This window comes from Umezawaea sp. Da 62-37, from assembly GCF_032460545.1.
Classification (GTDB): Bacteria; Actinomycetota; Actinomycetes; order Mycobacteriales; family Pseudonocardiaceae; genus Umezawaea.
Window position 1 is genome coordinate 1,310,228 of sequence record NZ_CP135965.1, and the last position, 24,933, is coordinate 1,335,160.

The window sequence follows — 24,933 nt, forward strand, 5'->3', positions numbered from 1 at the left end:
GCGCAACAGTCGCGCCAGACCGCCCGCTACGAACACCGGACCGGTGGGCGCGACCGACCCAAGTCGCACTTGAAGATTTTGTCGGTGCTCGTTGCTAGCGTGCGCGGGTGACTCAGAACGAGACGATGACAGCCGCTGAAGACCTGTTCGAGGGCCAGTGGTTCCTGCACGTGCCCGCACCGGGGATGCAGGGGTGGCCGTTGCAGGTGGCGGCCCGTGAGCTCGAAGGGGTGTCGGTGCGGATCATCACCACCGACGAGGTGCGCGAGGTTGTCTCGTACGCTCGTGATCGGCAGGTCCCGCTGCTGCGCGCCTACTCGTGACGGCCGTACACCGGCCTACTGGCCGGAGTCCACGGGTGTGCTCGATCGGAGTCCTCCGGGTGATCACCACCTGTTCGCCCGAAGGACTCCCCCTGTGACGAACCGCCTTCGCATCGGCATCGCTGTGGTCGCTGCCGTCACGACGTTGACGGTCGGTATCGCGACCCCGGCCTCGGCCTCGGCGCTGCCGCCCTACGAGACGTACATCGACGACGTGACTGCGGCGACGCACAAGGCCTCGACGGGCATCTCCCGATCGCTGGCGCACCTCACCGCTCTGGTGAGGCAAACCGCCGATTGAGCCGCGTGCTCCGGTCCTGCGGAACCGACTGCTCGACCACCAGCCAGTTCCCTCTGCTCATGCGTACACGGCGTTCGGGCCGGTCGACGCACGGTTGGTGGTGGCCAGCAGTCGCGGTCACCCGTCCGGACCCGTTGTGCGCATCGACGTTCCGGCGCTGTGAAGCCGCTCTTGCGTCCGAACACGCCTCCCGCCACCGTCATCTGCTGGCTTTCCGACGAACCGCTGCCGAGCCCTGACTGGTGGGGCGGGAACATGTCCGAGGAAGACCGCACCAGCCGGTCGGCAAGGTCGTCCGGAATCCTGGGTGAGGTCCGACTCAAGGGCATGCGACTCAAGGGCATGCGACACACCGTCATCGCGATCGGCATACTGCAGGTGCGGGTCGCGGTGCGCCTCCACGGCCACACGTCCCGCTGCGGCGAGCGCTTGGCGATGCCGAGGCGGCGGAATCGGCAGTGGTGCTCGCCGAGCCGCGCTCAGGGGTGGTGCCGAAAGAACCCGGAAGGATCGGATACATGGATCTTGAGCCGCTCAACCGGTTGCGGACCATCCTGGCTTCTTTTCCCGCTGGCCTCGCTCACGACATGTCCGATCTGTCGTACGACCCGTCCGGACGTGCCCACGACTGGACAGCCATCAAGGACCGTGTCGGCACCGGGCTTCCAACCGATTACAAACTGCTCATGGACGGCTACGGCGACCTTGTCGTGGGGGGAATCTTCATCGTCCCCCCACGGGATTTGCTGACCCAACACGATGTCCAGGCCGATTGTCTTCGAGATCGATTCGCTGACGAGCCTGCAAGGGCACTTCCGATCTACCCGGAACCCGGTGGACTGCTGCTGTGCGCAAGCACCGAGGGGCGTGACGTCCTGTGGTGGGACACATCGAACCCGGACCCCGACAGTTGGCCGGTCCTCTGGGACGTGGAGTTCGACCGGAACATCTTCAAGGGCACCCTCACCGAGTTGCTCGTCTCCGACCTGACCGGAGTCCTGGATCCCCGGTTGACCGCTTTCACGGTCGATGGCTTGTAACGGTGAGCGCAGCCATTCGGCCGACATCGGCACACACGATCACCAAGCCGCTCCGATGTCGAAGGCCGCGAACACGCTCGTCGTCCCACGCCGGACGTGGTGGTAGATCATCCGTTCCAGGGCGGTGAACACCACCCGCAGCGACAGCGTTCGAGTGGGGGACTGCTGAATGACGAGCGGTTCACCGCACCGTTGTGGGCATTTCCGCCAAGACCGCACAACGACCCATGCCAAACAAAGGTGATCGGGCAGACCATCCTCCTCCGAACCACCAAACCTCCGAACACGAGTGGAGGGAACCTCGGCGGCCGACAGAACGACTTCAAGGGTATGAATAGTTGAACCCTGGTCGGGGAGGAACCCGCTGCGCGTCCAAGTGCTCGTCTTCGACAGGGCGGAAGAACTGGACTGCAACCGGACCCTAGGAGATCTTCGCCGTCGCCGGCCGGATGAGTTCCGGACCGGGGATCTTGGAGAGACGCACCCAAGGGCACGCGCCGGCGGTGGGCGACGATGACGTGGTCACCGCCCGCGCTGCCACTGCCTGCATCGACCTCGCCCTACACCTGCCGCGGTGTGAGTTGGGCGCGGATCTCGCGATCCGGGGCGAGAACCTGATCGACTTCGAACGCAGGAACACCGTCTGGCAGCGTTGAGAAACCCCTGTCCTGCCTCGATTGGCCGGGGCGGGACGATTCGCCGCGTTTCGTGGGCGCCGCTGTCAGCCGTCGAGGTCGAAATTCCGTCTTCTTCGGCCGATCCCAACCTGCGAGCGTGGTCGAGGGACCAATTCGACATCAGAACCGCCTACCTGCGGGTCGACAGGGTACGAGTGTGCCAATGCGTACCCCATCGCACCCACACGGCTCCGACCGCCTGGATTCGCCCTGACCTGCTGCAAATCTCACGCTCTCAACCTGCGCAAGGCGCGCTGGATTCGCCCGGAACGGCGATTGCGATACCTCGCGATGAGCTGAAACGGCATGGTCGTACCGCATCACCTACGAGTGTCTGCGTGAAGCAAGTGGTGTGGAGCGGCGGTGCACTCCTCGGCTTCACACCACTTGTCATCAGGATCGGGTCAGCCGATCGGGTAGTCCGTGTGCATGAGGCGCTTGACGTCGGCCAGGGTGGCGTCGGCGACCTCGCGGGCGCGCTCGTTGCCCGCGGCCAGGATTCGGCGGAGGTGTCCCCGGTCGGCGATCAGCTCGGCCCGCCGCTTGCGGATGTCTCGGAAGCGTTCGTTGACGGCTTCCGCGACCAGGCTTTTGAGGGCTGCCGACCCGCCGGCGCCAACCTCTTCGGCCACCGACTCGGGCGTGCGGTCCAGGCACAGGGCACCGAGAAGGACCAGATTCGACACGTCCGGACGGTTCGCCGGGTCGTAGGTGATCCGGCGCTCGGAATCAGTCTTGGCGCGTGAGAGCAGCCGGGAGGTCTCGTCGGCGGTCGCGCTGAGTGCGATGGCGTTGCCGCGGCTCTTGCTCATCTTCTGGCCGTCCGTGCCGAGCAGGACGGGCGCCTCGCTCAACAGGGCCGCGGGCTCGGGGAAGTAGCGGCGCTCGCGGCTGTAGCGGCGGTTGAACCGGCGGGCGACGACGCGGGCGACCTCGAGGTGCGGGAGCTGGTCCTTGCCGACCGGGACGACGGTTCCCTTGCAGAACAGGATGTCGGCCGCCTGGTGCACCGGGTAGGTGAACATCAGGCCGGACATCGCGGTCTGGCCCGCCGCGTTCACCTCGTCCTTGACCGTGGGGTTGCGGTTGAGTTCCGCGACGCTGACCAGGCTCAAGAACGGCAGGAAAAGCTGGTTGAGGGCGGTGATCTGGGTGTGGGCGAAGATGGTGGTGCGTTCGGGGTCGATCCCCACGGCGAGGTAGTCCGCGAGCAGCGCGTCCACGTCCTGGGGCAGCGATTTCGGGCTGTCCCGGTCGGTGATCGTCTGGTAGTCCGCGACCAGGACGAACATCTGGATGCCGGTGTCCTGCAGGCGGACGCGGTTGTGCAAGGTCCCGAAGTAGTGCCCGAGGTGCAGCGGGCCGGTGGGCCGATCGCCGGTCAGCATCCGGTGTGCACCGGGGTCGGTCCTCAGCTCCTCTTCCAGTCGCGCGCTGCGCGCCTCGGCATCGGCATAGGACTGATCGGTCGTTTCGTTGTCCACGGAACCGGTCGCGGGTTGATCCATGACTGTGGAGTGTACGGGGGTGACCGACGGTGATCAGGAGGTGATACCGGAACGGCATTCAGCCACATTGGGGTGATTTGTCGAGATGATCCCTATTCTCTGCGGGATGTTATCGAATAAATCGGTGATTCCATTTCCAAGCGAATCGGTCGTATTACGCTGGATAGCTGAAAAGGTCACACTTGGTTGACGGTCGACCGATTACGGGAAGTCACGGTCTGGATACGCCCATGTTCCAGACGAGTGGATCTCACAATGTGGAGTTGGTTGACAGGAAGTTGTCGCTAATGTGGGAACTCTCGAGAGCCGCAAGGCCGCAGGACACCGCGCCTTCCGCCGCAGACAGATATCGGGGGCAGACTTCGTGAAGATCCTGATGATCGCCATGCCGTGGCAAGGCCTGGACACCCCGTCAAGCGCGCTGGGAATCCTCGGGCCGAGCATCCGGGCAGGTGCCACCGGCTGGGTGGTGGAGGAGTTGTACGCCAACCTGCTGTGGGCCGAGCACCTGATCCGGGAGAGCGACGGGAGGATCACCGCCGCGGACTACCAGAACGTCGCGGGCCAGGTGTTCCACGGCGTCGGCGACTGGGTGTTCACCCCACCTCTGTACGAAGTGGACACCTACCGCGCGAACGAGTTCGCCGACTTCCTCACCCGGCGCTCGATCGACCCGGAAGTCCCGGTGGCGATGCAGGCGCACGCGCGGGCGTTCGTCCGCGCACTCGCGGCGAAGATCGCCGCCGACCCGCCCGATGTCGTCGGGTTCACCAGCACGTTCATGCAGAACGTACCCTCACTGGCGCTGGCCAAAGAACTCAAGCGGATCGCGCCGTGCGTCGTGACGGTGCTCGGCGGCAGCAACTGCGACGGCGCCCAGGGACCTGCTCTGCACCGCAATTTTCCGCAGCTCGACTTCGTGATCAGCGGTGAGGGCGAACGAGCCCTGCCTGCCCTGCTCGACGCCATCGCTTCCGGTGGGAGCACAGCGGCGATCCCAGGTCTGAGCTGGCGGGACGCGGAAGGGCGGACGGTGGCGAACCAGCAGGCCAAGTCGGCGCTGCCGTTCGCGATGGTGCCCGCACCCGATTACGACAGCTACTTCACCGCCCTGCGGAAATCGGTCGTGCACCGGACCGTCCGGCCGATGGCGGTGCTGGAGACCTCCCGCGGTTGCTGGTGGGGCGAGCGGCACCAGTGCACGTTCTGCGGCCTGAACGGGTCGAACATCAACTTCCGGAGCAAGGCGCCGGAGCGGATCGCCCGCGAGGTGCGCGATCTCGCCGAGCGGTACCGGGTGCTCGACCTGATCATGGTGGACAACATCCTGGACATGAAGTACCTCGCCACCGCGATGCCGGAGCTGGCAGCGCTCGACTGCGACCTGCGGATCCACTACGAGATCAAGTCGAACATGTCACGGGAGCAGTTGCGCAGCCTGCGCGACGCCAACGTGCTGTTCGTCCAGCCCGGCATCGAAAGCCTGAGCAGCCGCGTGCTCGACCTGATGGACAAGGGCGTGAGCGCCGCGCACAACGTGCGGATGCTGCGCGACGCCGAGGACCTGGGTCTGAACGTCACCTGGAACATCCTCTACGGCTTCCCCGGCGAAACGGAGGACGACTACCGCCCCCTGCTGCGCGGGTTTCCTGCGCTGGAGCACCTGCAACCTCCGACCGGGGCGTGGCGGATCGCGTTGGAGCGGTTCAGCCCGCACTTCGAAGATCCCGGCCAGGGCTTCATGTTCCGGCGGCCCGCGGACATCTACGACTACATCTACCAGGTGCCGCGCGACCAGCTCTACGACCTCGTCTACCTGTTCGACACCACGGAGGCGGGGATCTCCGGACCGATCGAGGACGAGATCAAGGGCGCGGTGGACCAGTGGGCCGAGTCCTACAAGCGCAGCACGCTCTCCTACTGGGTCGACGATGTCGGACGCGTGGTCATCGAGGACCGTCGGGTCAGTTGGCCGGAGGAGACCTTCGTGCTCGACGAGGTGAAGAGCAACATCTACCTCGGCATGTTCCGGGGCGCGGGGGCGGAGGGCGTGCGCAGGCGGCTGGCCGAGGCCGGGCACCCCGTCACCGCCGACCGGATCGAGGAGTTGCTGCGCTGGTTCGTCGACCGGGGATTGGCCTTCGAGGACGGCGGCCGCTACGTCAGCGTGGCCCTCGACGTCAACCCGTACCGGCGGAAGTTGGTCGACGGCAAGGAGGTGGTGGCAATCCGATGAACGCGTTCATCGACATCAGCGAACTCCGGGCGCGCTCGACGGGCGGCAGCACGCCTGAACGCGGCAGGCCCGCGGCCGCGATCCTCACCCTGGGCGCGGACGGGAGCAACCTCCCGACGGCCCCCGACTTGGCGGTGCTGCTGGCACGGGTACCGGTGGCGGAGGTGCGGCTGGCACGACCCGTCGACCTGTCGGACCCCCGCGGGGGTGACGCGGCACGAACGATCGCCCTGGTGCGCGAGTGCTCGTCCGTCGGCGCCCGCGTCACGTGGTCGCTGACCTCGGGGGAACGCACGCTCGATGTGTCCCACCTCCTCGGCCACCTGCCTGCTCCGCACGACATGCGGGTCGTCGGGGGCGGGAAATGGCGCTCCACCGATGACTTCGGCCTGCTCTACTTCCGCAGGGGACCAGGATTCCTGTCGGTCGTGGACAGGCGGTCTGGCCAATCCGAGAGGCTGGTGCTGGACGACCGGGTCGTGGTGGATGTCTTCACCCGCGGCCTGGAGGGCTGCCCGTGGAGCGAGCTTTCCAAGGACGCGCGGCAGGCGATCGCCGCCCAGGAGTTGGTGGCCGTTGGTCTGCTCCTGCGCGTCGGGGACCACTACGTGACGCTCCCGGTGCACATGCGTTCGTGGCCCATGGGGACCGTGCTGTTGGGCGGGACCCTGGCTTCGGCCGGGAGCAAGGACGCCCCGGAAAGACTCTGACAAAGCCGATCCGGAGGTGATGGACCAGTGCGGGAACCGGCGGCGACCACAGCGGCGCAGCGCGAGGCGGGTGACACCGGGCTGTTCGAGGGCCTGCCGACGACAGTCCGGTTCGAACACGAACCCGCCCAGGTCTTCGCCGAGAACGCGGCGCGGGAGTACCGGATGTGCCTGGACAGCTGCGGACCGGATGGTGTGCCGACCCACCGGCCGCGGGCTCAAGCCCTGTTGTTCGGGCAGATCCGCAATGCGGAGACGACGATCAGCGGCATCGAGTTCGTGGCGAACGTGCGCGGCAGCGACGAGACCGTCATCGCCGAGTTCGAGGCGACGATCGCCCCGCGCTTCGGGGAGGCGTACTTGAACCCGGAGCGCGGGTTCTGGTGCGACGAGGACGCCGTGCGGCGAGCGATCATGCGTCGGGCGGAGGAAGGACTGGAGCTGCTGGGATCGATCCACTCGCACCCGGACTGGCACCGGATCGGACCCGCTCACGAGCGGCGCATGCCGCTGAGCGAGCACCCGACGCAGATGGACGAGTACTTGTTCGGCCGGTCGCTATGGCCGGTGAACGTCATCTGGTACGTCAGCGGCGGGGACGACCGGCTGACCCACCGGGTGGCGGGCTGGCGCCCCGGGGCAACACGCTGCGACCGACTCGACGTCGAACTGCCGCGAACGATCCTGGACGAGTACCGCGTGGAGCTCCCCAACGCGGGGTGACCGCCGCCGCGTCGACGAGACAGGTTCCGAGCGAGCCCGGCAAGGAGGACACGACATGCCTGACGACACGCAGTGCGTGGTGACGGTCAAGATCCCCGCCGCGTTCCACACGTTGACCGGCGGACGGCGGCAGATGCCGGTCGAGGGGGGCACGGTCCGGGAGGTGTTGGCGGGGCTGGACCGCGACTGCCCCGGCGTCCTCGCCCGGCTGGTGGACCCGCAGGGGGTGATGCAGCGCTACGTCAACGTCTACCGCAACGACAACGACATCCGAGGACTCGACGGGTTGGAGACCAGGGTCGAGGACCGGGATGTCATCTGGATCCTGCCTGCCGTCGCCGGTGGCAGCGAACCGGGCTCGGCTCGGGAGGCGCGATGACCGACGTGCTGCCCACCGAGTTCTTCACCAGTCCGGGGCCGTCCCCGCACGGTGCTACCGCGGAGATCAGGTCGAGGTGCCCGGTGCACCGGATCGACTACCCGCCGGGCACGCGGTCCTACGCGGTCCTCGGGCACAAGGAGGTCGAGGAGGGGCTGGGCGACCCGAGACTGTCCAAAGAGGTCGAGAACCTGCCCGCCCGGTATCGGGACAAGGCGATGGCCAGCAGCCTGCTCATGGTGCGCAACCTCGGCTTCGCCGACCCACCCTCGCACGCCCGGCTGCGCAAGCCGATCAGCCGCGCCTTCCTGCCTGGCCGCATCGCCGCGCTGCGACCGCGCATCCAGGAGGTCGTCGACGACCTCATCGACCGGTTCCCGGAGTCCGGTCAGGTCGAGTTGCTCAGCGCGTTCGCCCTGCCGCTCCCGCTCATCGTGATCTGCGAGTACCTCGGGATCCCGACCGAGGACCGACCGCTGTTCCAGCGGTGGGGCTACGTCCTGAGCCAGGACCCTTTCCACGTCGATGAAGCGGAGCTCAAGGCGGCCACCGACGAGTTCGTCGACTACTTCACCGAACTGGCCGCCCGCCGCGCTTCCGACCTGCGTCACGATCTGATGAGCGAGCTCGTCCGGGCCAAGGTGGACGGCGTGTTCAGCGAACGGGAGATGCTGTCGACGACACTGCTGCTGATCATCGCCGGGCACAAGACGGTGGCCAACATGATCGGCAATGGCACAGCGGTGCTGCTGGCGCACCCGGAGCAGCTGCGGCTGTTGCGCGATCGACCCGAACTGGTCGGCTCGGCGGTCGAGGAGATCCTGCGCTTCGAGGGGTCGGCGTCCTGGGCATCGCTGAGGGTCGCGGCCGAGGACGTGGCGCTGGGCGAGGTGCGGATCCCCAAGGGCAGCTTCGTGCACCTGTCGCTGTCCAGCGCGGGCCACGATCCCGAGGTCTACGAAGACCCGGAACGCTTCGACATCACCCGGTCGCCGAACCGCCACCTCGGGTTCGGTCACGGTCCGCATTTCTGCCTCGGCGCCCCGCTGGGCAGGCTTCAGGGCGAGATCGCTTTCACAACCCTGCTGCGCAGGCTTCCGCGGTTCGAGCTCGCCGTACCACCGGAAGAGGTCTCCTGGCTCTCGGACAGCTCACTCAGCCGCGGTTTGCAGGCCCTGCCCCTTCGGGTGCTGGAGCGGATGCCCCGGTGACACGCCGCGGTGTGCACGGCCGATCGACACGAAGGGCGGTGGAGGATGAGCGGGAACTCCGGTGACCTGCGCATCGCTGTGGTGGGGACAGGCGGCATCGGCGGCTACTTCGGTGGCTGCCTCGCCGCCGCGGGGCACGATGTGCGATTCCTCGCCAGGGGCGAGGACTTGGCGGCGCTGCGCAGCGAGGGCCTGAGCATCACCGGCGACTCGACCTCGTGGGCTGTACCGGAAGTGCTGGTATCGGACTCCCCCCAGGCTATCGGCGAAGTCGACTTCGTGCTGCTGTGCGTCAAGACCATGCAGTTGTCCGCAGCGGCTGCGGCGCTGGGACCGCTGATCGGCGAGGACACCGCTGTCGTCACCGTCCAGAACGGAGTGGAAGCGCCCGGACGGGTGGCCGCGGTGATCGGACGCGGCAGGGTGCTTCCGGGTGTGGTGCGCGTAGTGGCGACGAAAGCAGGGCCGGGCAGAATCCGGCACGTGGGTGGCCCCGGCGCGGTCGCCTTCACCGAGTGGGACAGCAGCGCGTCCAAGCGCGTGCTGCGGTTGCGCGAGGCGTTGACGAACGCGCGGCTGGCGACACCTGAGCCGAAGGACATCTGGACGGCCCTGTGGTCGAAATTCCTCCTGATGGCGCCGGTCGGCAGTATCGGGGCTGCGACAGGCGGAGCGACCATCGGCGAGCTGCGTTCACGGGAGGGAACGCGACGGATGCTCATCGCCGGTATGCGGGAGGTCCAGGAAACCGGTATCGCACTGGGGATCGGGCTGCCGGCCGATGCGGTGGATACCGCGATCAGGCTGGCGGACCAACAGCATCCGGAGGCCAGGACATCGTTGCAGCAGGACATACTCGCCGGACGGCCATCCGAACTCGATGCCTGGACAGGTGCCGTGGTGCGGCTCGCCCACCGCGCGGGTCGGGAAGCACCCGTCCACGAGATGCTGTACGAGCTGCTGGTTGTCCGGTCGAACAATGTCCGTCCACAATAGACTTTTACGCGACGTCACCAAAGCTGCCGATCGGATCATCGGCGAAGTCGACCGATTCGGACAAGGCCGCACTGCTGTTGTGCGGTTCGTACCCCTTGGCGCGCCGGCCTGGACGACGAAGCCCGGCGGTGAATAGTGGTCGAGTTGTTCTGCGACGCGGTGAAAGGCGTCGGTCGACCACGACCGGAGATCCGCGGGCGGCGCCCGCTGCTCACGTCGAATCGCGCGCAGGGCGGCGACAGGAAGGTGTTGATCACCGCATTCCGGTTGGAGTGGTGGCTGGAAGTGGTTTCCCCTGCGGCAGTTCAGGTTCCCCGAAGCAGGTCGCGCACGTCGTCGGGGGTGAGCAGGTCGTTGAAGTCGGGGCCACGGCATCGACGACGACCTCCAGTTCCAGGTGGTCGTTGCGGTTGGCCGCGAAGATGCCCACGGCCAGCGGGAGGCAGCCACGGTCGCTCTGCGCGTTCTTCCACGCGCCGATGATCTTCGCGTGGCGGAAGCACTCCTGGGCCATGAGGGCAACCTGCAGCTCGACAGTCGTTCCTGGCGCTCCTGACTCGTCGTCTCCGGACGGCAGGTCTTCGCCACCGGGAGGCTGTCCGCGAGCAGCAGCACGTCGAACTCGATCGACCGGGCGGTGAGGAAGGCACGCTGGGCGACCAGTCCGCCTGGATTCGGCTCGCCATCGTCGGTAAATGCGACGACAACGCCAGCCTTGCTGTCCATGGTGGCGATCCGCACCGTTGTGGTGGGCATGACGGGCTCTTCCGCCGTATAGATCTTTTGCCGCACCGGCACATGGCTTTCGGTGTCGATGACGGGGGCACGTTCGAGCACGCGGACTTGCTCAGCGCGGTGGGACACATATGCTTACCGGCGGCCTGGTGGATCACGATCCATCAGCCGTGTCGCCGTCAGGCTCGACGGCTCCCGCTCGAGGCTCGCAGTCGTGGGCCGCCCAGCAACGAGCCGCACTCCCACCTCGCATTACCAACGGCACCTCCGTAAGCGAAGACGGCAACACCGAAATCATGCAGAGTGACCGAAAGGGCGACGGGGAACACGAACGGGTCAACGACGTATTCGCATCTCGGGGCATCGCGGGCTCCAAGGGCATCGTCGAGGCCATGAAGCATGTCGAGCTCAGGGTGGCGTGGCGAATGCGCACAGGGATACCGATGCCGTGGTGCCATTGGACATCGCGCGGCATGCCCTCTTGGAATTCCGGGTGACCGACACACGGCCGACCTGTGTGGCGTGGCAGAAATCGGATGTGCACCAGGGACTTCCTGCCATTCGATAGACCTATTGCCGTCGTGCAACGAGGCCGCATATCGATTGGATGCTCTACCCTCACTTGTCATGGCACAAAAATTTCTTGTTCAGTTGGTCGATGACCTGGATGACACTGCGGCAGAGGACATCGAGACGGTGCGTTTCGGTGTGGATGGTGTGTCCTTCGAGATTGACCTCGGCCCGGACAACAGCATGCAACTTCGGAACGTTCTGGCCGAGTTCGTTGCAAATGCCCGTCGCACCGGCGGGCGGGCCCTGAAAACATCCGCGGCCGGCCGCGCCAGGCATTCGACGGCGGTGCACAACAAGGAACAGGCCAGGGCGATCCGGAAGTGGGCCAAGGCCAATGGGCGGGATCTGGCCGAGCGAGGTCGTATCCCGGCCGTGGTCGTCAGGGCCTTCGAGGCTGCTCACAGCTGAGGACGCTGACGGTATCCGGTTCGCCGTCATCGACCTGACGTAGCGCGAGGCCGAGAGTGGAGATCAGTGCGGAGCGGGTGGCGCCGAAGTCGCTTTCGGCGGCACTGGCGAAAGCCCCGGTCAGTCTTTCAGCGTCTGGGCCGGGGGTCCGCGCGGGCCCTGGCCGGTGAGGCCTCAAATCGGCTTCGCAGCAGGCGATCGCACGGGAGCCACGATCCATTGGATCCCAATTCGGGTCACCGGCTCATGGCGCAGGTGGTCGACGCGGCAAGAGTTCGCGCCAACATCCTCTTCTACCGATGAGCGGTCGGTAGAGGCAGGCTTCAGCGACAACTGGATCGACACCCGCCCGGCGTACTGGGACCATGGTGCCCATGACGCGGAACGCGACATCGGCAGCGCAGGAGTGCGTCTTCTGCGCCATTGCGGCGCGACAGGCCCACACCAGTGTGGTGTGCGAAGACGACACCGTCGTTGTCTTCATGGATCTCAACCCCGTCACGCCCGGCCACCTTCTCGTCGTGCCGCGCAAGCACGCGGTGGGCCTCGAAGACCTCGATGGAGCCACGAGCGCTCACGTCTGGTCGGTCGGCCATGACATGGCGCGAGCCCTGCGGCGTTCCAGCATGGGCTGCGAGGGGATCAACATCCTCCTCTGCGACGGCGAAGCAGCCTTCCAGACGGTCTTCCACTTCCACCTCCACGTCATCCCCCGCTACGCGGGCGACGGCTGGACCCTCAAGGCCGAGTCGACGGAACGCGAGAGGTCGCTCCTCGACAACGACGCGCAAGTCATCAAGGACGCCATCACGTCGACGGACTGACTGGCGACTTCCACTCACACCGCCGACCGTCCTTCGGTACACGTCGCCGATCGGTGCGCCAGTGCGCTTGGTCAGTTCGCTTCGAACAGGTGTCGATGTGCGAACGTTTCGCGCTACCGTCGGCCGGTTCCGCAACAACCGCATGGCCTCGAACAGCAGGATCGCCCGGCCCCCACCACCTCACGGGCGCCCGCCGGATACTGCATCCGCCAGGAATGGTCAGACCTGCTCGGTGGCAACGCTCGGCGATGACGCGCGGTCCTTCGATCTGGGCGGGCACTCGCTGAACCCGTTGACGTTGCTCAGCTGCGTCCACGTACGACTGTCCACCGAATACTCGCTCACCGACTTCTTCGACGATCCGACCGTGCGTGGCATGAGCACTCGACTGAGGAGCGGTGACAAGGTGGGAGGAAATTTGACCACGACCGACACCCCGGAAACAGTCCTTTATGGACTGGACATCCTCGACGTTCGACTCGAGGCCATCGGAGACGTGCTGTGTTACGACGCTCCACGAAACGCGCTGTCCCCGAAGCTGGTCGATGCACTGAAACGGTGCAAACCCGAACGTCGCGACGCGAATCCGGCTGACCAGGCGCCTCGACACGGACGTCATCGGAACGGCCGTCGGCGAGCTGGTCGCCGGCACGTCGGGCTGCGGTGCCGGTTCGTCACCGACAGCGCCGGGCGATGAGTCCAACAGGAGTTGGCGATCACACCACTCATCCTGCCCGTCGACGACCTGCTCGGCGGGGATGCCCGGTGGGCTTTGGTGCTCGTCCTGCACCACATCAGCATCGACGGGTGGCCGCTGTCGACCGCGCGTTCGAGTTCCTGGCCAGCTGTACGCGGACCGGTCCCGGCCAGCCCGTCCGCGCATCGGCGCGGACTCCTTCCGCCGTGCTGACCGACAACGTGGGTCCGGCCGCGGTGGCCGCGATCGACAATCCGGCACCCTCGAACACGTGCTTCGCGAGCCGAGCGCCGGTGATCGCCACGACGTGCGCGACTGGCAACCCGTCGGGTTCGCCTTCCAGAACACGCCCGGCCGAGAGGTGGCGTCCACCGGCCTGTCGACGCAGGTCGAGGATGTCGTGTCCTCGGCGTCGCGCCTCCGTCTGACGTTCGGTCTCATGCCTGCTCGCGACCGGATCGCCGCTCGACTTCGACCGATTTCACACAGGAATCGATCTACCCTGCACCGCCCAAACCGGCTGGCGGAGATTGTCCCCCGTTCACGTCGAGGACATCGACGTGAATTTCAACATCATCGCTTTGATCAACGGATACATCTAGCACACATATCCCAGTTCCGCACTTCGCAGCGCGAATCTACTTCGACAGCCCGAACCCTCATCGAGGACATCCACTATTCCCGAATTCTGGGCATCTGTCGGTTTTGGCCGTTCCACTAAGTGCAGGTTGACAGGCCCAGTCGCGAACGTGAATCTCCATGAATGCGAGATTTGGTGTTGGTCCACGGCGGATGGGGCGGTGCCTGGTGCTGGGAGGAGGTAGTCCCCCTGCTGGAGCGCGAGGGGGTACGGGTGTTCACCCCCACCCTGGCCGGGCTCGGCGAACGCGCGGGGGAGGGTGGAGCGGGCATCGGCATGGGGACGCACGTCGACGACATCGTGCAGGTGCTCGACGACCATGACCTGAGCGACGTCGTGCTGGTCGGGCACTCCTACGGCGGCATTCCGATCACAGGAGCCTCGCATCTGCGGTCCGGACTCGTCACCGACCTGGTCTACCTCGACGCGTTGGTCCCGCAGAACGGCCAGAGCTGCGCCGATGTCCTGGGACGTGAGTTCGTCGAGGCGGCCGAAGCCGCTATGCGGCAGGCCGGAACCCCGGACCTGATCCCCTGGTTGTTCCGGGTCGAGGACATCCTCGGCGAGAACGGTCCGGCGGCGCGGCGGGTTGCGGAGCGCATGACGCCGCAGCCTGTGGGCACGCTCTACGAGCCGGTGACGACCCGCGGTTCGACGGCTCGCAAGACCTACGTCTTCTGCACGGGAAGCGCCGGCCTCGGACTGACCGAGGGGTTCGCGAGCCAGGCGCGCGCCTCGGCGGACTGGCGGTATTTCGAGCTCGACTCGCCACACGACGCACTCCACGCCCGGCCCCGCGCCGTCGCGGATCTCCTGCTGTCGTTCTCATCGGCCTGAGAGCGGAAGCCGAGCGCAGGCCCCCTTGACGAGCGGAGGAGGCATCCGACGATCATCTATAAGCAGTTGTGAATTTTCTATAAGACCGTTGTCGCATGCGAAATTTACCCGAACGGCCGACGCGAAGCCCTGCGGTTCACGTATTGTTCGGAGGACTGAGGGGGCTCAGCACATGCTGCCGCGCGACTGCGTGCGCGGTCGGCTTGTCGCGCCGTGACTGATTTGGCGATTCACCCTCGGTGTACTTGTGTCATGCCACTGAGGGGGGATCAGCACAAATGTCGTTGACGGATGACTTCAGGTTGCTCACCGCCCAGTCGGAGGTCTGGACCGCACACGAGGTCGAGCCGGGAAACCCGCAGTTCAACTGCGCGGGATATCTCGACCTGGCCGGACCGCTCCGCACGGATTTGCTCGACCGCGCGGTCGCCCTGGTCGACGCCGAGTGCGAAGCGCTGCGCCTACGCCCCGAACCGGTGGACGGTGACGGCTCCGAGGTGCTCGCCGCCAGCCTGACCAGCGTGGGCGCCGGTGTCGAGCACGTCGACCTCACCGGAGCGGCCTCGGTCGCGCAGGGCGAGGCCGCTGCCCGATTACGCATGGCCGACGACCTGGCCAACCCCCTGCGGTTGGACAGCGACCCGCTCGTCCGCCTCGTGCTGTTCCGCCTCACCCCCGAACACCACCTGTTCTACCTGCGCTACCACCACTTCCTGCTCGACGGTTACGGGCAGATCCTCTACTGGCGTCGACTCGCCAAGGTCTACTCCGCGCTGGTCGCCGGCAAGCAGCCGCCACCGGGGCCCTTCGGTCGACTGGCCGACCTGGTCGACGAGGAACGTGACCACAACGCGTCCACCGACTTCGACGGCGACCGGTCGTACTGGCTCGACCGGATGACCGACCCCCCGGCGCGCATGGATCTCGGTGGCACTCCGGAACCCGGTCAGGGAGTGCTGCGCACCATCGACGACATTCCGATCGCGATGCGCGAGGTGCACCACGCCGCGGCAGCACTGGGCACGCACTGGTCGGCGGTGGTCATCGCCGCCCTGGCCGCGTATCTGCGTGGGCTGACCGGCCACGAGGACGTGGTGATCGGCTTCCCGGTGCGCGCCCGCACCACCAGGCTGTCACTGACCACGCCCGCCATGCTCTCCAACGAACTGCCGCTGCGGTTGTCGGTGCCCGCCGCCACCACGACCGCCGGGCTGGTCGCCCAGGTGGACACCGCCATCGCCGACGCGCTGCGCCACCAGCGCTACCGCGGCGAGGACCTCCACCGCGCCCTGCGCGCTGAGAACGGACACGCCGAACTGCCCGCCGTGGTGGCCAACGTGATCTCGTTCGACGGAACTCTCGTGTTCGGCGGGTGCACCGCCTCCGTGCGCCAGTTGTCCTCGGGGCCGGCACGCGAGTTGTCGATGGACTTCTACGGCGGAGCGCAGGACGGACCGCTGAGACTGGGGTTGAACAGCGGCACCGACGCCCTCGGGCTGTCCGACCTGGACGCGCACCGCGTCCGCTTCGGCGAATTCCTGGTTGCCTTCCTGGATGCGCCGGAAGATGCGCCGGTCGGTTCGCTGGAGTTGCTCGGCAGGCAGGAACGGCTCGCGCTGGGGACCACCTTCAACGACACCGCCCGTGACCACGACCTGTCCGGCACGCTGGCCGCGCTGGTCGCGGCGCAGGCCGCGCGAACCCCGGACGCGGTGGCGGTCGGGATCGGCGCACGGGAACTGACCTACGCCGAGTTGCTCGACCGGGCCGATCGGCTCGCCGCGCACCTGGCGGAGCGGGGGGTGCGCGCGGGCGACGTGGTCGGCGTGCACGACGTGCGCTCGCCGGAGTTGGTGGTCTCCCTGCTGGCGGTCCTGCGCGCGGGGGCGGCTTATCTGCCGCTGGATCCGGAGTACCCGTCCACGCGATTGGCCTTCCAGATCGCCGATGCCGGAGTCGCGGTGGTCCTGACCCGCTCCACGCTCCCCGCGCTCGTGGCCCGGACTGCCGTGGCGGTCGACGTGGTGTTGCCGACCCTGCCCGCCGCTCGCGCACCCGAGGTGGAGGTCGGCCCGGAATCGCCGGCGTACGTCATCTACACCTCGGGATCCACGGGCGAGCCCAAAGGTGTGGTGGTCCCCCACCGCGGCGTCGTCAACCGGCTCATGTGGATGCGTGACGACTACGACGTCGGTGCGGTCGACCGCGTGCTGCAGAAGACGAGTTTCAGCTTCGACGTGTCGGTCTGGGAGTTCTTCCTGCCGTTGATCGTCGGGGCCAGGTTGCAGTTGCTGGAGCCTGGTGCGCAACGCGACCCCGTGCTGGTCGCCGAGTCGATCGCCGAGCACGGGATCACCGTCCTGCACTTCGTGCCGTCGATGCTGGACCTGTTCCTCGTCGACCACGGCCACCACGACCTCAGCGGGCTCCGCCACGTGTTCTGCAGCGGCGAGGCTCTGCGGCCCTCCACAGTGGCGGAGTTCTTCACCCGCTTCCCCGAGGGCGTGCGGCTGCACAACCTCTACGGTCCGACGGAGGCGTCCGTCGACGTCACCGCCTGGGAATGCCTGCCGGGCAACGACCTCAGAACCGTGCCGATCGGCAGGCCGGTCGCCAACACCACCGTCCACGTCCTCGACGGGCAGGGCAAGCGCGTCCCGATCGGGGTTCCCGGCGAACTGCACGTAGGCGGCGTGCAGGTGGCCCTCGGGTACCTCAACCGGCCGGAGCTGACCGCGGAGCGGTTCATCCCCGACCCGTTCGACGGCGGCAGGCTGTACCGCACCGGTGACCTCGCCCGCCTGCGCGCCGACGGCGTCGTGGAATTCCTCGGCCGCAACGACCACCAGGTCAAGGTGCGAGGTCACCGGATCGAACCGGGTGAGATCGAGGCCGCGCTGCTGGCGCACCCCGCGGTGCGCCAGAGCGTCGTCGTCGCCGCGGGTGGGACGGGGGCGCGCCGGATCGTCGGTTACGTGGTGGTCGACGGCGACTTCGACCGCGACGGGCTGCGCGCTCACCTGGTCGAGCGCCTGCCCGCGTACATGGTGCCCGCCGCCCTGGTGCGGCTCGACGCGCTCCCCTTGCTGCCCAACGGGAAGGTCGACCACGGTGCCCTGCCCGAAGCCGACGCGCCCGCGGTCGAATCCGCGGAGCCGGTGGAGCCGTCCACATCGGAGGAGCGGCTGCTGGCCGGGGTGTGGGCCTCGGTCCTGGGCGCGGACCGCGTCGGTGCGGAGGACTCGTTCTTCGCGCTCGGCGGCGACTCGATGCTGGCCATCCGGGTCCGCGTCGCGCTGGAGCGCGAGCACGGGCGCACGTTCACCGTGGCCCAGCTCTTCGCCCGGCCGACGATCCGCGAGCTGGCTCCGCTGCTCACCACGACCGGGCCCGATTCACTGCGCAGTGAGCCGTTCGGGCTCCTCAAGGCCTCCGACCGGGCGCTGCTGCCCGACGGGCTCGACGACGCCTACCCGCTCACCTCGATGCAGGCGGGCATGCTCTACCACATCTCCTACCAGGAGAATTCGTCGGTCTACCGGGTCGTGACCAGCATCGCGGTGTCCACGGCTCTCGACCTCGACGCGCTGCGGACCGCGTGCCGGGACACAGTGGCCCGGCATCCGCAGTTGCGCTGCTCGGTCGACCTCTCCCGCTTCTCCGAGCCCCTGCAACTGGTGCACGCCGACGTCGACGTCCCGGTGCTGCTCGGTGAGGACCTCGGTCCCCTTGACACCGACGCCCGCGTCCTGGCGGTCGAGGAATTCGTCGAGCGGGCCAAGCGGACCGTGTTCGACCCCGCCACCCCTCCCCTGCTGCGGTTCGTCGTGCACCCGTGCGGCACGGACGGTTTCCGGCTCACGGCCATCGAGCACCACGTCCTGCTGGACGGCTGGTCCGACGTGCTGATGCTGGAGGAGATCCTCGACTGCTACGACGGCGAGCGATCCGGCACCCCCCGCGGGATGGACCCGCCCCGCTCGACCTACCGCGACTTCGTCGCCGCCGAACGGTCGGCACTGGCGGATCCGGAGGCCCGTGATTTCTGGGCTTCGGCACTGCGCGACGCCACCCCGACGACGCTGTTCGGCCAGGACGGCGAACCGGGTTTCGGGATGTCCCGCACGCGCCGGTTCGACCTCGACCTGTCCGCTTCCCTGGCCGCTCGACTGCGGAAGGTGGCCGCGGACGAGGGGCTGCCGATCAAGTCGCTGCTGGTCGCCGCGCACGTCATGGCGCTGGCGACCGCGAGCGGACGCGACGAGGTGCTGACCGGCCTGGTCGGCAACTCACGGCTGGAGGAGGCGGGCGGCGACGAGGTGATCGGCGTTTTCCTCAACACCCTGCCGCTCGCGCTCGACCTCGCCGGCGCGACCCCGGTCGAGGTGGCCCGCCGGGCCTTGGCGTGGGAACGCGCCTGCTCGGCACACCGCCGGTACCCCTTCGGGCAGATCCAGCGCGACCTCGGCGATTCCTCACCGTTGGGGAACCTGCGGAGCTACGTCAACTTCATGGACTTCCACCGCGACCGCTACCGGGCGCGCCGGGCCGAGTTGGGTGCGAGCATCGGTGTGGCCGACACCAACTACCCGGTCGCGGTCGACTTCCTGGTCGAGCCCGGCACCGGCAGGCTGCTGGGTTGGCTCGACTGCGACGTTGCCGCGCTTCCCGAGGAGCTGTGCGAGCGGCTCGCCGGGTACCACCAGCGGGCGTTGGAGGCCATCGCGGGCGACCGGGGACGGCCGGTGTCGGAGATCGACCTGCTGAGCGGGCAGGAGCACCGGGAACTGGCCTCCTGGCACGGTCCCGCCACGGGCTACGACACGACCGCCACGCTGCACGGGATGTTCGAGGCCCAGGCCGCGCGCACCCCGGACGCCCGTGCCGCCTCCCACCGCTGGGACGGCATCACCTACGCCGAACTGGACGCCTCCGCGAACCGGGTGGCGCACCGCTTGGTGCAGGCGGGGGTGCGGCGCGGTGACCTGGTGGGTGTGGGCGTCCACCGCGGGACGCGGCTGCTCGTGTCGCTGCTCGGGGTGCTCAAGGCGGGTGCGGGCTACGTGCCCATGGACCCGGCCTTCCCGCTGCCGCGGCTGCTCGGGATCGCGACCGACGCAGGCATCACGTGCCTGCTCACCGCGGCGGGCACGCCGGAGGAGCTGACCGGGGCCCTCACGTGCCCGGTGGTCGACATCGATGCCGAGCACGTCGTGCTCGCCGGGCTGCCCGCCACCCCGCCCGAGGTGGTCAGCGGTTCCGACGACCGGGCGTACGTCATGTACACCTCGGGGTCGACCGGCGCCCCCAAGGGCGCGCAACTGACCCACCGCAACGTGGTCAACTTCTTCGCGGGCATGGACGACCGGGTGGGCTGCGGCCCCGAGGACGTGGTGCTGGCGGTGACCAGCGTGTCGTTCGACATCTCGGTGCTGGAACTGCTCTGGCCGCTGACCCGCGGCGCGCACGTCGTGGTCGCCGACGAGGGGATCATCCGGAACCTGGTGCGCCCGGACCGCGAGAGCAGGTCGGAGCAGGCGCTCGGGTTCAGCCTGTTCTTCTTCGCCGCGGCCGCGGGCGAGCAGGACGCCGGCGAGGGCTACCGGCTGGTGCTCGACGCCGCCCGCTACGCCGACGCGCACGGCTTCCGGGCGATCTGGACCCCCGAGCGGCACGGGCACGAGTTCGGCGGGCTCTACCCGAACCCGTCGGTGATGTCGGCCGCCCTGGCCACCATCACGCAGCGGATCGGCCTGCGCAGCGGCAGTGTCGTCGCGCCGCTGCACGACCCGGTGCGGCTGGCCGAGGAGTGGTCCCTTGTGGACAACCTCTCCCGCGGCCGGGTCGGGCTGGCCTTCGCGTCCGGTTGGAACTCCAACGACTTCGTGTTCCAGCCCGGCAACTTCCCCGACCGCAAGAAGGTCATGGTCGAGCACCTGGACCAGTTCCGCGCCCTGTGGCGCGGCGACCCGGTCGAGCGGATCGGCGGCAGCGGTGAAACGGTGCGGGTGCGGGTCTTCCCGCGACCCGTGCAGGCCGAACCACCGATCTGGCTGACCTCCGTGGGCACCGTGTCGACCTTCCGCCAGGCGGGCGCCGACGGCGTCAACCTGCTCACCCACCTGCTCGGGCAGCGCCCGGACGCCCTCGCGGAGAAGATCTCCGCCTACCGCGAGGCGAGGGCTGATGCAGGCCATGCGGGTCCGGGGCAGGTGACGCTGATGGTGCACACCTTCATGTCCGACGACCCGCGGCAGGCCCGCGCCCGGGCCCGCGAACCGTTCCGGGCGTACTTGCGCAGCTCCACCGAGCTGTGGCGCACCATGTTCGCCAGCACCGGGCAGGACTTTCCCGACCAGGACGCCGAGTCCTACGTGGACGCGGTGATCGAGCAGGCCATCGACCGCTACTTCGAGACGTCCGGGCTCTTCGGCTCACCGGAGACCTGCGCGCCGCTGGTGCGCGACCTGGCCGACGCCGGGGTGGACGAGATCGCGTGCCTGATCGACTTCGGCGTGCCGACCGACGCCGCGCTCGAGAGCCTGGTCCGGGTCGATCGGCTGCGCCGCGACCACGAGGACGAGGTGGCCCGCGCACCGCACTCGCTGCGGGACCTGTGCCTGCGCCACGGGGTGACGCTGGCGCAGGGCACGCCGTCGCTGCTGTCGGCGGTGGCGACCGAACCGTCGGCACTGGCCGCGCTGGGCTCGGTCAGGGCCCTGCTGGTCGGCGGCGAGGCCTTCCCGTCCGGTTTGGCGCGCAAGTTGCTCGACTCGTTGCCGGGGGTGCGGGTGCTCAACATGTACGGGCCCACCGAGACCACCATCTGGTCCACGGTGCACGAACTGGACCCGGCCGACGAGCGCGGGACCGTGCCGATCGGCCTGCCCATCGCAAACACCTCCGTCCGGGTGCTCGACGAGCATGCGCGTGACGTGCCGCTTGGCGTGTCGGGTGAGTTGTGGATCGGCGGTGACGGCGTGGCCGCCGGTTACCTCGACCGGCCGGAGCTGACGGAGGAGCGGTTCGTCGTCCTGGACGGCAGCCGGTTCTACCGCACCGGAGACCGGGTGCGACGCGGCGCGGGCGGGGTGTTGGAGTTCCTCGGCCGCGTCGACCGCCAGGTCAAGATCCACGGCCACCGGGTGGAGCCGGACGAGGTGGAGAGCGTGCTGTCGCGCCACCCCGATGTCGAGGCCGTGGCCGTGGTCGCCGTCACGGGGGCCACCGGCGCCGAACTGGTCGCCTACGTGACCCCGACCGGCGCGCACGGCGACCCGGCCGCCGAGCAGACGCACGTGCGCGGTTGGGCCGAGGTGTGGCAGCAGACCTACCAGCCGGACAGGGCCGGGGAGGACGACGAGTTCGCGGGCTGGGCCAGCAGCTACACCGGCGAACCGATCCCGGCCGGGCAGATGCGCGAATGGCTCGGGCACACCGTCGAGCGGATCGCGGGACACGCCCCGGACGCGATCGCCGACATCGGTGTCGGTGTCGGCCTGGTGCTGCGCTCGCTGGCCGAGCGCACCAGCGAGTACCACGGTGTCGACATCTCCCCCGCCGCGCTCGCCACCGCAGCGCGTTGCCTGGGCGACCGGCCGCTGCCCGAGCACGTGCGCCTGGTGCGCGGCGGTCCGGAGTACCTGGAGGGGCTGGCCACCGACAGCCTGGACGCGGTGGTCCTCAACTCCGTGGTGCAGTACTTCCCCGGTCCGCAGTACCTGCGCCGTGTGCTCGTCGAGGCCGCACGTGTGGTGCGGCCCGGCGGAGTCGTGCACGTCGGCGACATCCGCAGTGTGCGGGTGCTGCCCGAGTTCCACACGTCCGTCGTGCTGCACCGCGCGCCGATCCTGCAACCGGCCGAGGAGGTGCGGGCGACCGTGACCCGGCACGTGCGCGACGAATCGGAACTGTGCCTGTCGCCCGCGTTCTTCCACCGGCTCGCCGAGGAGTGCGCCGACATCGGCGAAGTGCGGGCGGAGCTCAAGCGCGGGCGGTCGGACAACGAGTTGACCGCGTTCCGCTTCGACGTGGCGCTCCACATCGGACCGCCTCCCGTCGTCGCCCCGGCGACTACGGTCGCGTGGGCCGACGTCGCCGACGACCTGGACGGGTTCCTCGCGGCCGAACCGGGGGCGGTGGTGGTCACCGGAGTGCCCAACCGGCGGTTGGCGCGCCATGCGGCGGCCGTGGACCTGCTCGACGGCCTGCCGGACACAGCGACCGTATGGGACCTCGAACGACTGCTGTGGGAGGTCGACGAGGAGACCGCCCCGCACCCGGAGGACCTGGTGGACGCGGCCGGGCGGGCCGGTCGCGCGGTCAGCCTGGTGGTGCCCGCCGACGGATCGCTGCGGACCACGGCGGCCCACTTCACCCGAGCCCGCGTCGACCGGACGGAGAACAGCGCGTGAGCACCCCCGAAGCCGTTCTCGGCAACGACCCGCTGGCCACCTCGTGGGAGACCGCGCTGCGGACGGACCTGCGCGAGTTCGCCCGAGCCTCGCTCCCGGACGCGATGGTGCCCACGCGGTTCGTGGTGCTGCCGACGTTGCCGACGCTGGCCAACGGCAAGGTCGACCGCAAGAACCTGCCGCCGCTGGAGGACGACCGGCCGCCCGAGGGCGGCTACCTCGCCCCCCGGACCACCGTCGAGTCCCGGCTCGCCGACGTGTGGGCGGACATGCTCGACGTGCGCCGGGTCGGGGTCCGGACCGACTTCTTCGACCTGGGCGGCAATTCGCTGCTGGTCATGAGGATGGCCGCGGGTGTGCGGGAGACCTTCGACGTGCGCGTGGACCTGCGCAGGTTCCTGGAGCAGCCCACGATCGAGCGGCTGGCCGGGTTGGTCGGCGCCACCGGCGACCCCGCCCTGACCGACGGTGGCGACCAACGCGGTGTGCGGGCCGAGGAACTGCGCCGGGAGGCGGTACTGCCCGAGGACGTGCGACCCGACCCGGACGCCATCCCCGCCTCGTACGGCCCGTACACCACGATCCTGGTCACCGGGGCGACCGGGTACACCGGCGCGTACCTGGTGCGCGAACTGCTCGACCGCAGCGATGCCGAACTGCTCGTCCTCACCCGTGCGGACAACGCCGACAACGCCCTGGACCGGGTGTGCGCGAACCTGGAGCACTACGGCATCCTGCGTCCGGGCGACAAGACCCGGCTGCGCGGGATCGCGGGCGACGTCGGCAGGCCGTACCTCGGCCTCGGGCGCACGGACTACCGCGCACTGGCCCGCGACGTGGAGATGATCGTCCACAACGCGGCCGATTCGCGCTGGACGATCCCCTACCACCAGGCCAAGCCGGTCAACGTGCTCGGCACCGTCGAAGTGCTGCGACTGGCCTGCCGCGGTCGGATCAAACCGGTGCACTACGTCTGCTCGACCGGCGCGTTCCCCGGCAGGCCGGGTGAGATGACCTGGAGCGAGGACCCGCTGCCCGACCCGGAGGGCGTGGTCGGCGGCTACCGGCAGACGAAGTGGGTGTCCGACACCCTGGTGCACACCGCGCGGGAACGCGGCGTGCCCGCCTCGGTCTACCGGCCGGGGGCGCTGACCGGCGCCCAGGACACCGGCGCCTGCGCCACGGACACCTTCATCAACCACCTGATCCGCGGCTGGATCCAGCTCGGCGCCGCGATGCGCTACGACTTCCGGCTGGAACTGGTCCCCGTCGACTACTGCACCAAGGCGGTCGCGCACATCGCGTTGTCCGGCGCCGCGCCGCAGACCTACCACCTGCCCGGCGCGCGCAGCGTCGACATGGACGAGATCGTCGACCACATCATCGCGCTGGGCCACCCGTTGCGGCTGCTTCCCTACCCGCAGTGGCGCGAGGAGCTGATAGCGGCCGTGGAGCGCGGCGCGGACAACGAACTCGCGCCCTACATCCCGTTGTTCCACCCGGACCGGCCCGCCGAGGAGATCGGTCTCGCGGGCAGCCACCCGGTGTTCGACAACAGCCGGCTGACCGCCGCGCTGGCCGGGTCCGGCATCCAGGCGCGGCCGGTCGACCGCGAACTGATGGACCTCTACCTGCGGTACTTCGTCTCGATCGGTTACCTGCCCGCCCCACCCGCCGCCGTCTCCTCGAACGGAGAGTGAC

19 protein-coding genes are annotated in these 24,933 nt (G+C 68.5%); 17 read left to right on the forward strand and 2 right to left on the reverse strand.

Features of this window, described 5'->3' with window-relative positions; translation table 11 throughout:
- Positions 1–107 precede the first annotated feature (107 nt).
- The 4 genes from RM788_RS05445 to RM788_RS05460 all read left to right on the forward strand — a co-directional run bounded on the left by RM788_RS05445 (position 108) and on the right by RM788_RS05460 (position 2,320).
- Positions 108–323, forward strand: a complete 216-nt coding sequence (locus RM788_RS05445) for a hypothetical protein (RefSeq protein ID WP_315930395.1) — start codon at positions 108–110, stop codon at positions 321–323.
- 94 nt (positions 324–417) lie between these two features.
- On the forward strand, positions 418–624 hold the full coding sequence (locus RM788_RS05450; RefSeq protein WP_315930396.1) for a hypothetical protein: 207 nt from the start codon (positions 418–420) through the stop codon (positions 622–624).
- Positions 625–1,142: 518 nt separating this feature from the next.
- Positions 1,143–1,664, forward strand: coding sequence for a hypothetical protein (locus RM788_RS05455; protein WP_315930397.1), 522 nt, complete (start codon positions 1,143–1,145; stop codon positions 1,662–1,664).
- Between the two features lie 503 nt (positions 1,665–2,167).
- Positions 2,168–2,320, forward strand: coding sequence for a hypothetical protein (locus RM788_RS05460; protein ID WP_315930398.1), 153 nt, complete (start codon positions 2,168–2,170; stop codon positions 2,318–2,320).
- Positions 2,321–2,745: 425 nt separating this feature from the next.
- Here the strand turns inward: RM788_RS05460 and trpS are convergent, their stop codons facing one another.
- A complete protein-coding gene (trpS, locus tag RM788_RS05465; RefSeq protein WP_315930399.1) occupies positions 2,746–3,849 on the reverse strand; it encodes a tryptophan--tRNA ligase in 1,104 nt (367 codons plus the stop codon).
- A gap of 364 nt (positions 3,850–4,213) precedes the next feature.
- On the opposite strand from trpS, the gene RM788_RS05470 reads away from it, so the two are divergent.
- Genes RM788_RS05470 through RM788_RS05495 form a run of 6 tightly spaced genes read left to right on the forward strand, consistent with a single transcriptional unit; the run spans position 4,214 to position 10,104 of the window.
- On the forward strand, positions 4,214–6,085 hold the full coding sequence (locus RM788_RS05470; protein ID WP_315930400.1) for a RiPP maturation radical SAM C-methyltransferase: 1,872 nt from the start codon (positions 4,214–4,216) through the stop codon (positions 6,083–6,085).
- The gene (locus RM788_RS05475; RefSeq protein WP_315930401.1) at positions 6,082–6,795 is read left to right on the forward strand and encodes a DUF5825 family protein; all 714 of its coding nucleotides are present in this window, start codon (positions 6,082–6,084) and stop codon (positions 6,793–6,795) included. The genes RM788_RS05470 and RM788_RS05475 overlap by 4 nt, the downstream gene beginning before the upstream one ends.
- Positions 6,796–6,822: 27 nt before the next feature.
- Positions 6,823–7,518 (forward strand): MPN domain-containing protein, encoded by a 696-nt coding sequence (locus RM788_RS05480; protein ID WP_315930402.1) that lies wholly within the window; start codon positions 6,823–6,825, stop codon positions 7,516–7,518.
- Positions 7,519–7,573: 55 nt separating this feature from the next.
- Positions 7,574–7,897, forward strand: coding sequence for a MoaD/ThiS family protein (locus RM788_RS05485; protein ID WP_315930403.1), 324 nt, complete (start codon positions 7,574–7,576; stop codon positions 7,895–7,897).
- On the forward strand, positions 7,894–9,108 hold the full coding sequence (locus RM788_RS05490) for a cytochrome P450 family protein (protein WP_315930404.1): 1,215 nt from the start codon (positions 7,894–7,896) through the stop codon (positions 9,106–9,108). The genes RM788_RS05485 and RM788_RS05490 overlap by 4 nt, the downstream gene beginning before the upstream one ends.
- 45 nt (positions 9,109–9,153) lie before the next feature.
- A complete protein-coding gene (locus RM788_RS05495; RefSeq protein WP_315930405.1) occupies positions 9,154–10,104 on the forward strand; it encodes a 2-dehydropantoate 2-reductase in 951 nt (316 codons plus the stop codon).
- Between the two features lie 253 nt (positions 10,105–10,357).
- Here the strand turns inward: RM788_RS05495 and RM788_RS05500 are convergent, their stop codons facing one another.
- Positions 10,358–10,618: a hypothetical protein gene (locus RM788_RS05500; RefSeq protein ID WP_315930406.1), complete on the reverse strand. Its 261-nt coding sequence runs from the start codon at positions 10,616–10,618 to the stop codon at positions 10,358–10,360.
- A gap of 672 nt (positions 10,619–11,290) precedes the next feature.
- On the opposite strand from RM788_RS05500, the gene RM788_RS52900 reads away from it, so the two are divergent.
- From RM788_RS52900 to RM788_RS05530, 7 genes are all read left to right on the forward strand, one after another.
- Entirely contained in the window at positions 11,291–11,407 is a 117-nt protein-coding gene (locus RM788_RS52900; RefSeq protein WP_399345367.1) for an Imm1 family immunity protein, read from the forward strand.
- A gap of 59 nt (positions 11,408–11,466) precedes the next feature.
- Complete coding sequence (locus tag RM788_RS05505) at positions 11,467–11,820, forward strand: histone-like nucleoid-structuring protein Lsr2 (RefSeq protein ID WP_315930407.1); 354 nt, start codon at positions 11,467–11,469, stop codon at positions 11,818–11,820.
- Positions 11,821–12,194: 374 nt separating this feature from the next.
- On the forward strand, positions 12,195–12,644 hold the full coding sequence (locus RM788_RS05510; RefSeq protein ID WP_315930408.1) for an HIT family protein: 450 nt from the start codon (positions 12,195–12,197) through the stop codon (positions 12,642–12,644).
- Between the two features lie 232 nt (positions 12,645–12,876).
- Positions 12,877–13,341, forward strand: a complete 465-nt coding sequence (locus RM788_RS05515; protein WP_315930409.1) for a phosphopantetheine-binding protein — start codon at positions 12,877–12,879, stop codon at positions 13,339–13,341.
- A gap of 763 nt (positions 13,342–14,104) precedes the next feature.
- Positions 14,105–14,818 carry an alpha/beta fold hydrolase gene (locus RM788_RS05520; RefSeq protein WP_315930410.1) on the forward strand — a complete coding sequence of 238 codons (714 nt, stop codon included), beginning with the start codon at positions 14,105–14,107 and terminating at the stop codon, positions 14,816–14,818.
- A 278-nt stretch (positions 14,819–15,096) separates the two neighbouring features.
- Positions 15,097–23,232, forward strand: a complete 8,136-nt coding sequence (locus tag RM788_RS05525; protein ID WP_315930411.1) for a non-ribosomal peptide synthetase — start codon at positions 15,097–15,099, stop codon at positions 23,230–23,232.
- Positions 23,229–24,932 (forward strand): thioester reductase domain-containing protein, encoded by a 1,704-nt coding sequence (locus tag RM788_RS05530; RefSeq protein ID WP_315930412.1) that lies wholly within the window; start codon positions 23,229–23,231, stop codon positions 24,930–24,932. Before RM788_RS05525 ends, RM788_RS05530 begins: the two co-directional genes overlap by 4 nt.
- Position 24,933: the final 1 nt, after the last annotated feature.

What these genes read in the sequence shown, in the direction of transcription:
- RM788_RS05455 (WP_315930397.1), top strand. Translation starts at nt 1,143, where the DNA reads ATGGATCTTGAGCCGCTCAACCGGTTGCGGACCATCCTGGCTTCTTTT.
- trpS (WP_315930399.1), bottom strand. Translation starts at nt 3,849, where the DNA reads ATGGATCAACCCGCGACCGGTTCCGTGGACAACGAAACGACCGATCAG.
- RM788_RS05475 (WP_315930401.1), top strand. Translation starts at nt 6,082, where the DNA reads ATGAACGCGTTCATCGACATCAGCGAACTCCGGGCGCGCTCGACGGGC.
- RM788_RS05485 (WP_315930403.1), top strand. Translation starts at nt 7,574, where the DNA reads ATGCCTGACGACACGCAGTGCGTGGTGACGGTCAAGATCCCCGCCGCG.
- RM788_RS05490 (WP_315930404.1), top strand. Translation starts at nt 7,894, where the DNA reads ATGACCGACGTGCTGCCCACCGAGTTCTTCACCAGTCCGGGGCCGTCC.
- RM788_RS05495 (WP_315930405.1), top strand. Translation starts at nt 9,154, where the DNA reads ATGAGCGGGAACTCCGGTGACCTGCGCATCGCTGTGGTGGGGACAGGC.
- RM788_RS05500 (WP_315930406.1), bottom strand. Translation starts at nt 10,618, where the DNA reads ATGGCCCAGGAGTGCTTCCGCCACGCGAAGATCATCGGCGCGTGGAAG.
- RM788_RS05505 (WP_315930407.1), top strand. Translation starts at nt 11,467, where the DNA reads ATGGCACAAAAATTTCTTGTTCAGTTGGTCGATGACCTGGATGACACT.
- RM788_RS05510 (WP_315930408.1), top strand. Translation starts at nt 12,195, where the DNA reads ATGACGCGGAACGCGACATCGGCAGCGCAGGAGTGCGTCTTCTGCGCC.
- RM788_RS05520 (WP_315930410.1), top strand. Translation starts at nt 14,105, where the DNA reads ATGCGAGATTTGGTGTTGGTCCACGGCGGATGGGGCGGTGCCTGGTGC.
- RM788_RS05525 (WP_315930411.1), top strand. Translation starts at nt 15,097, where the DNA reads ATGTCGTTGACGGATGACTTCAGGTTGCTCACCGCCCAGTCGGAGGTC.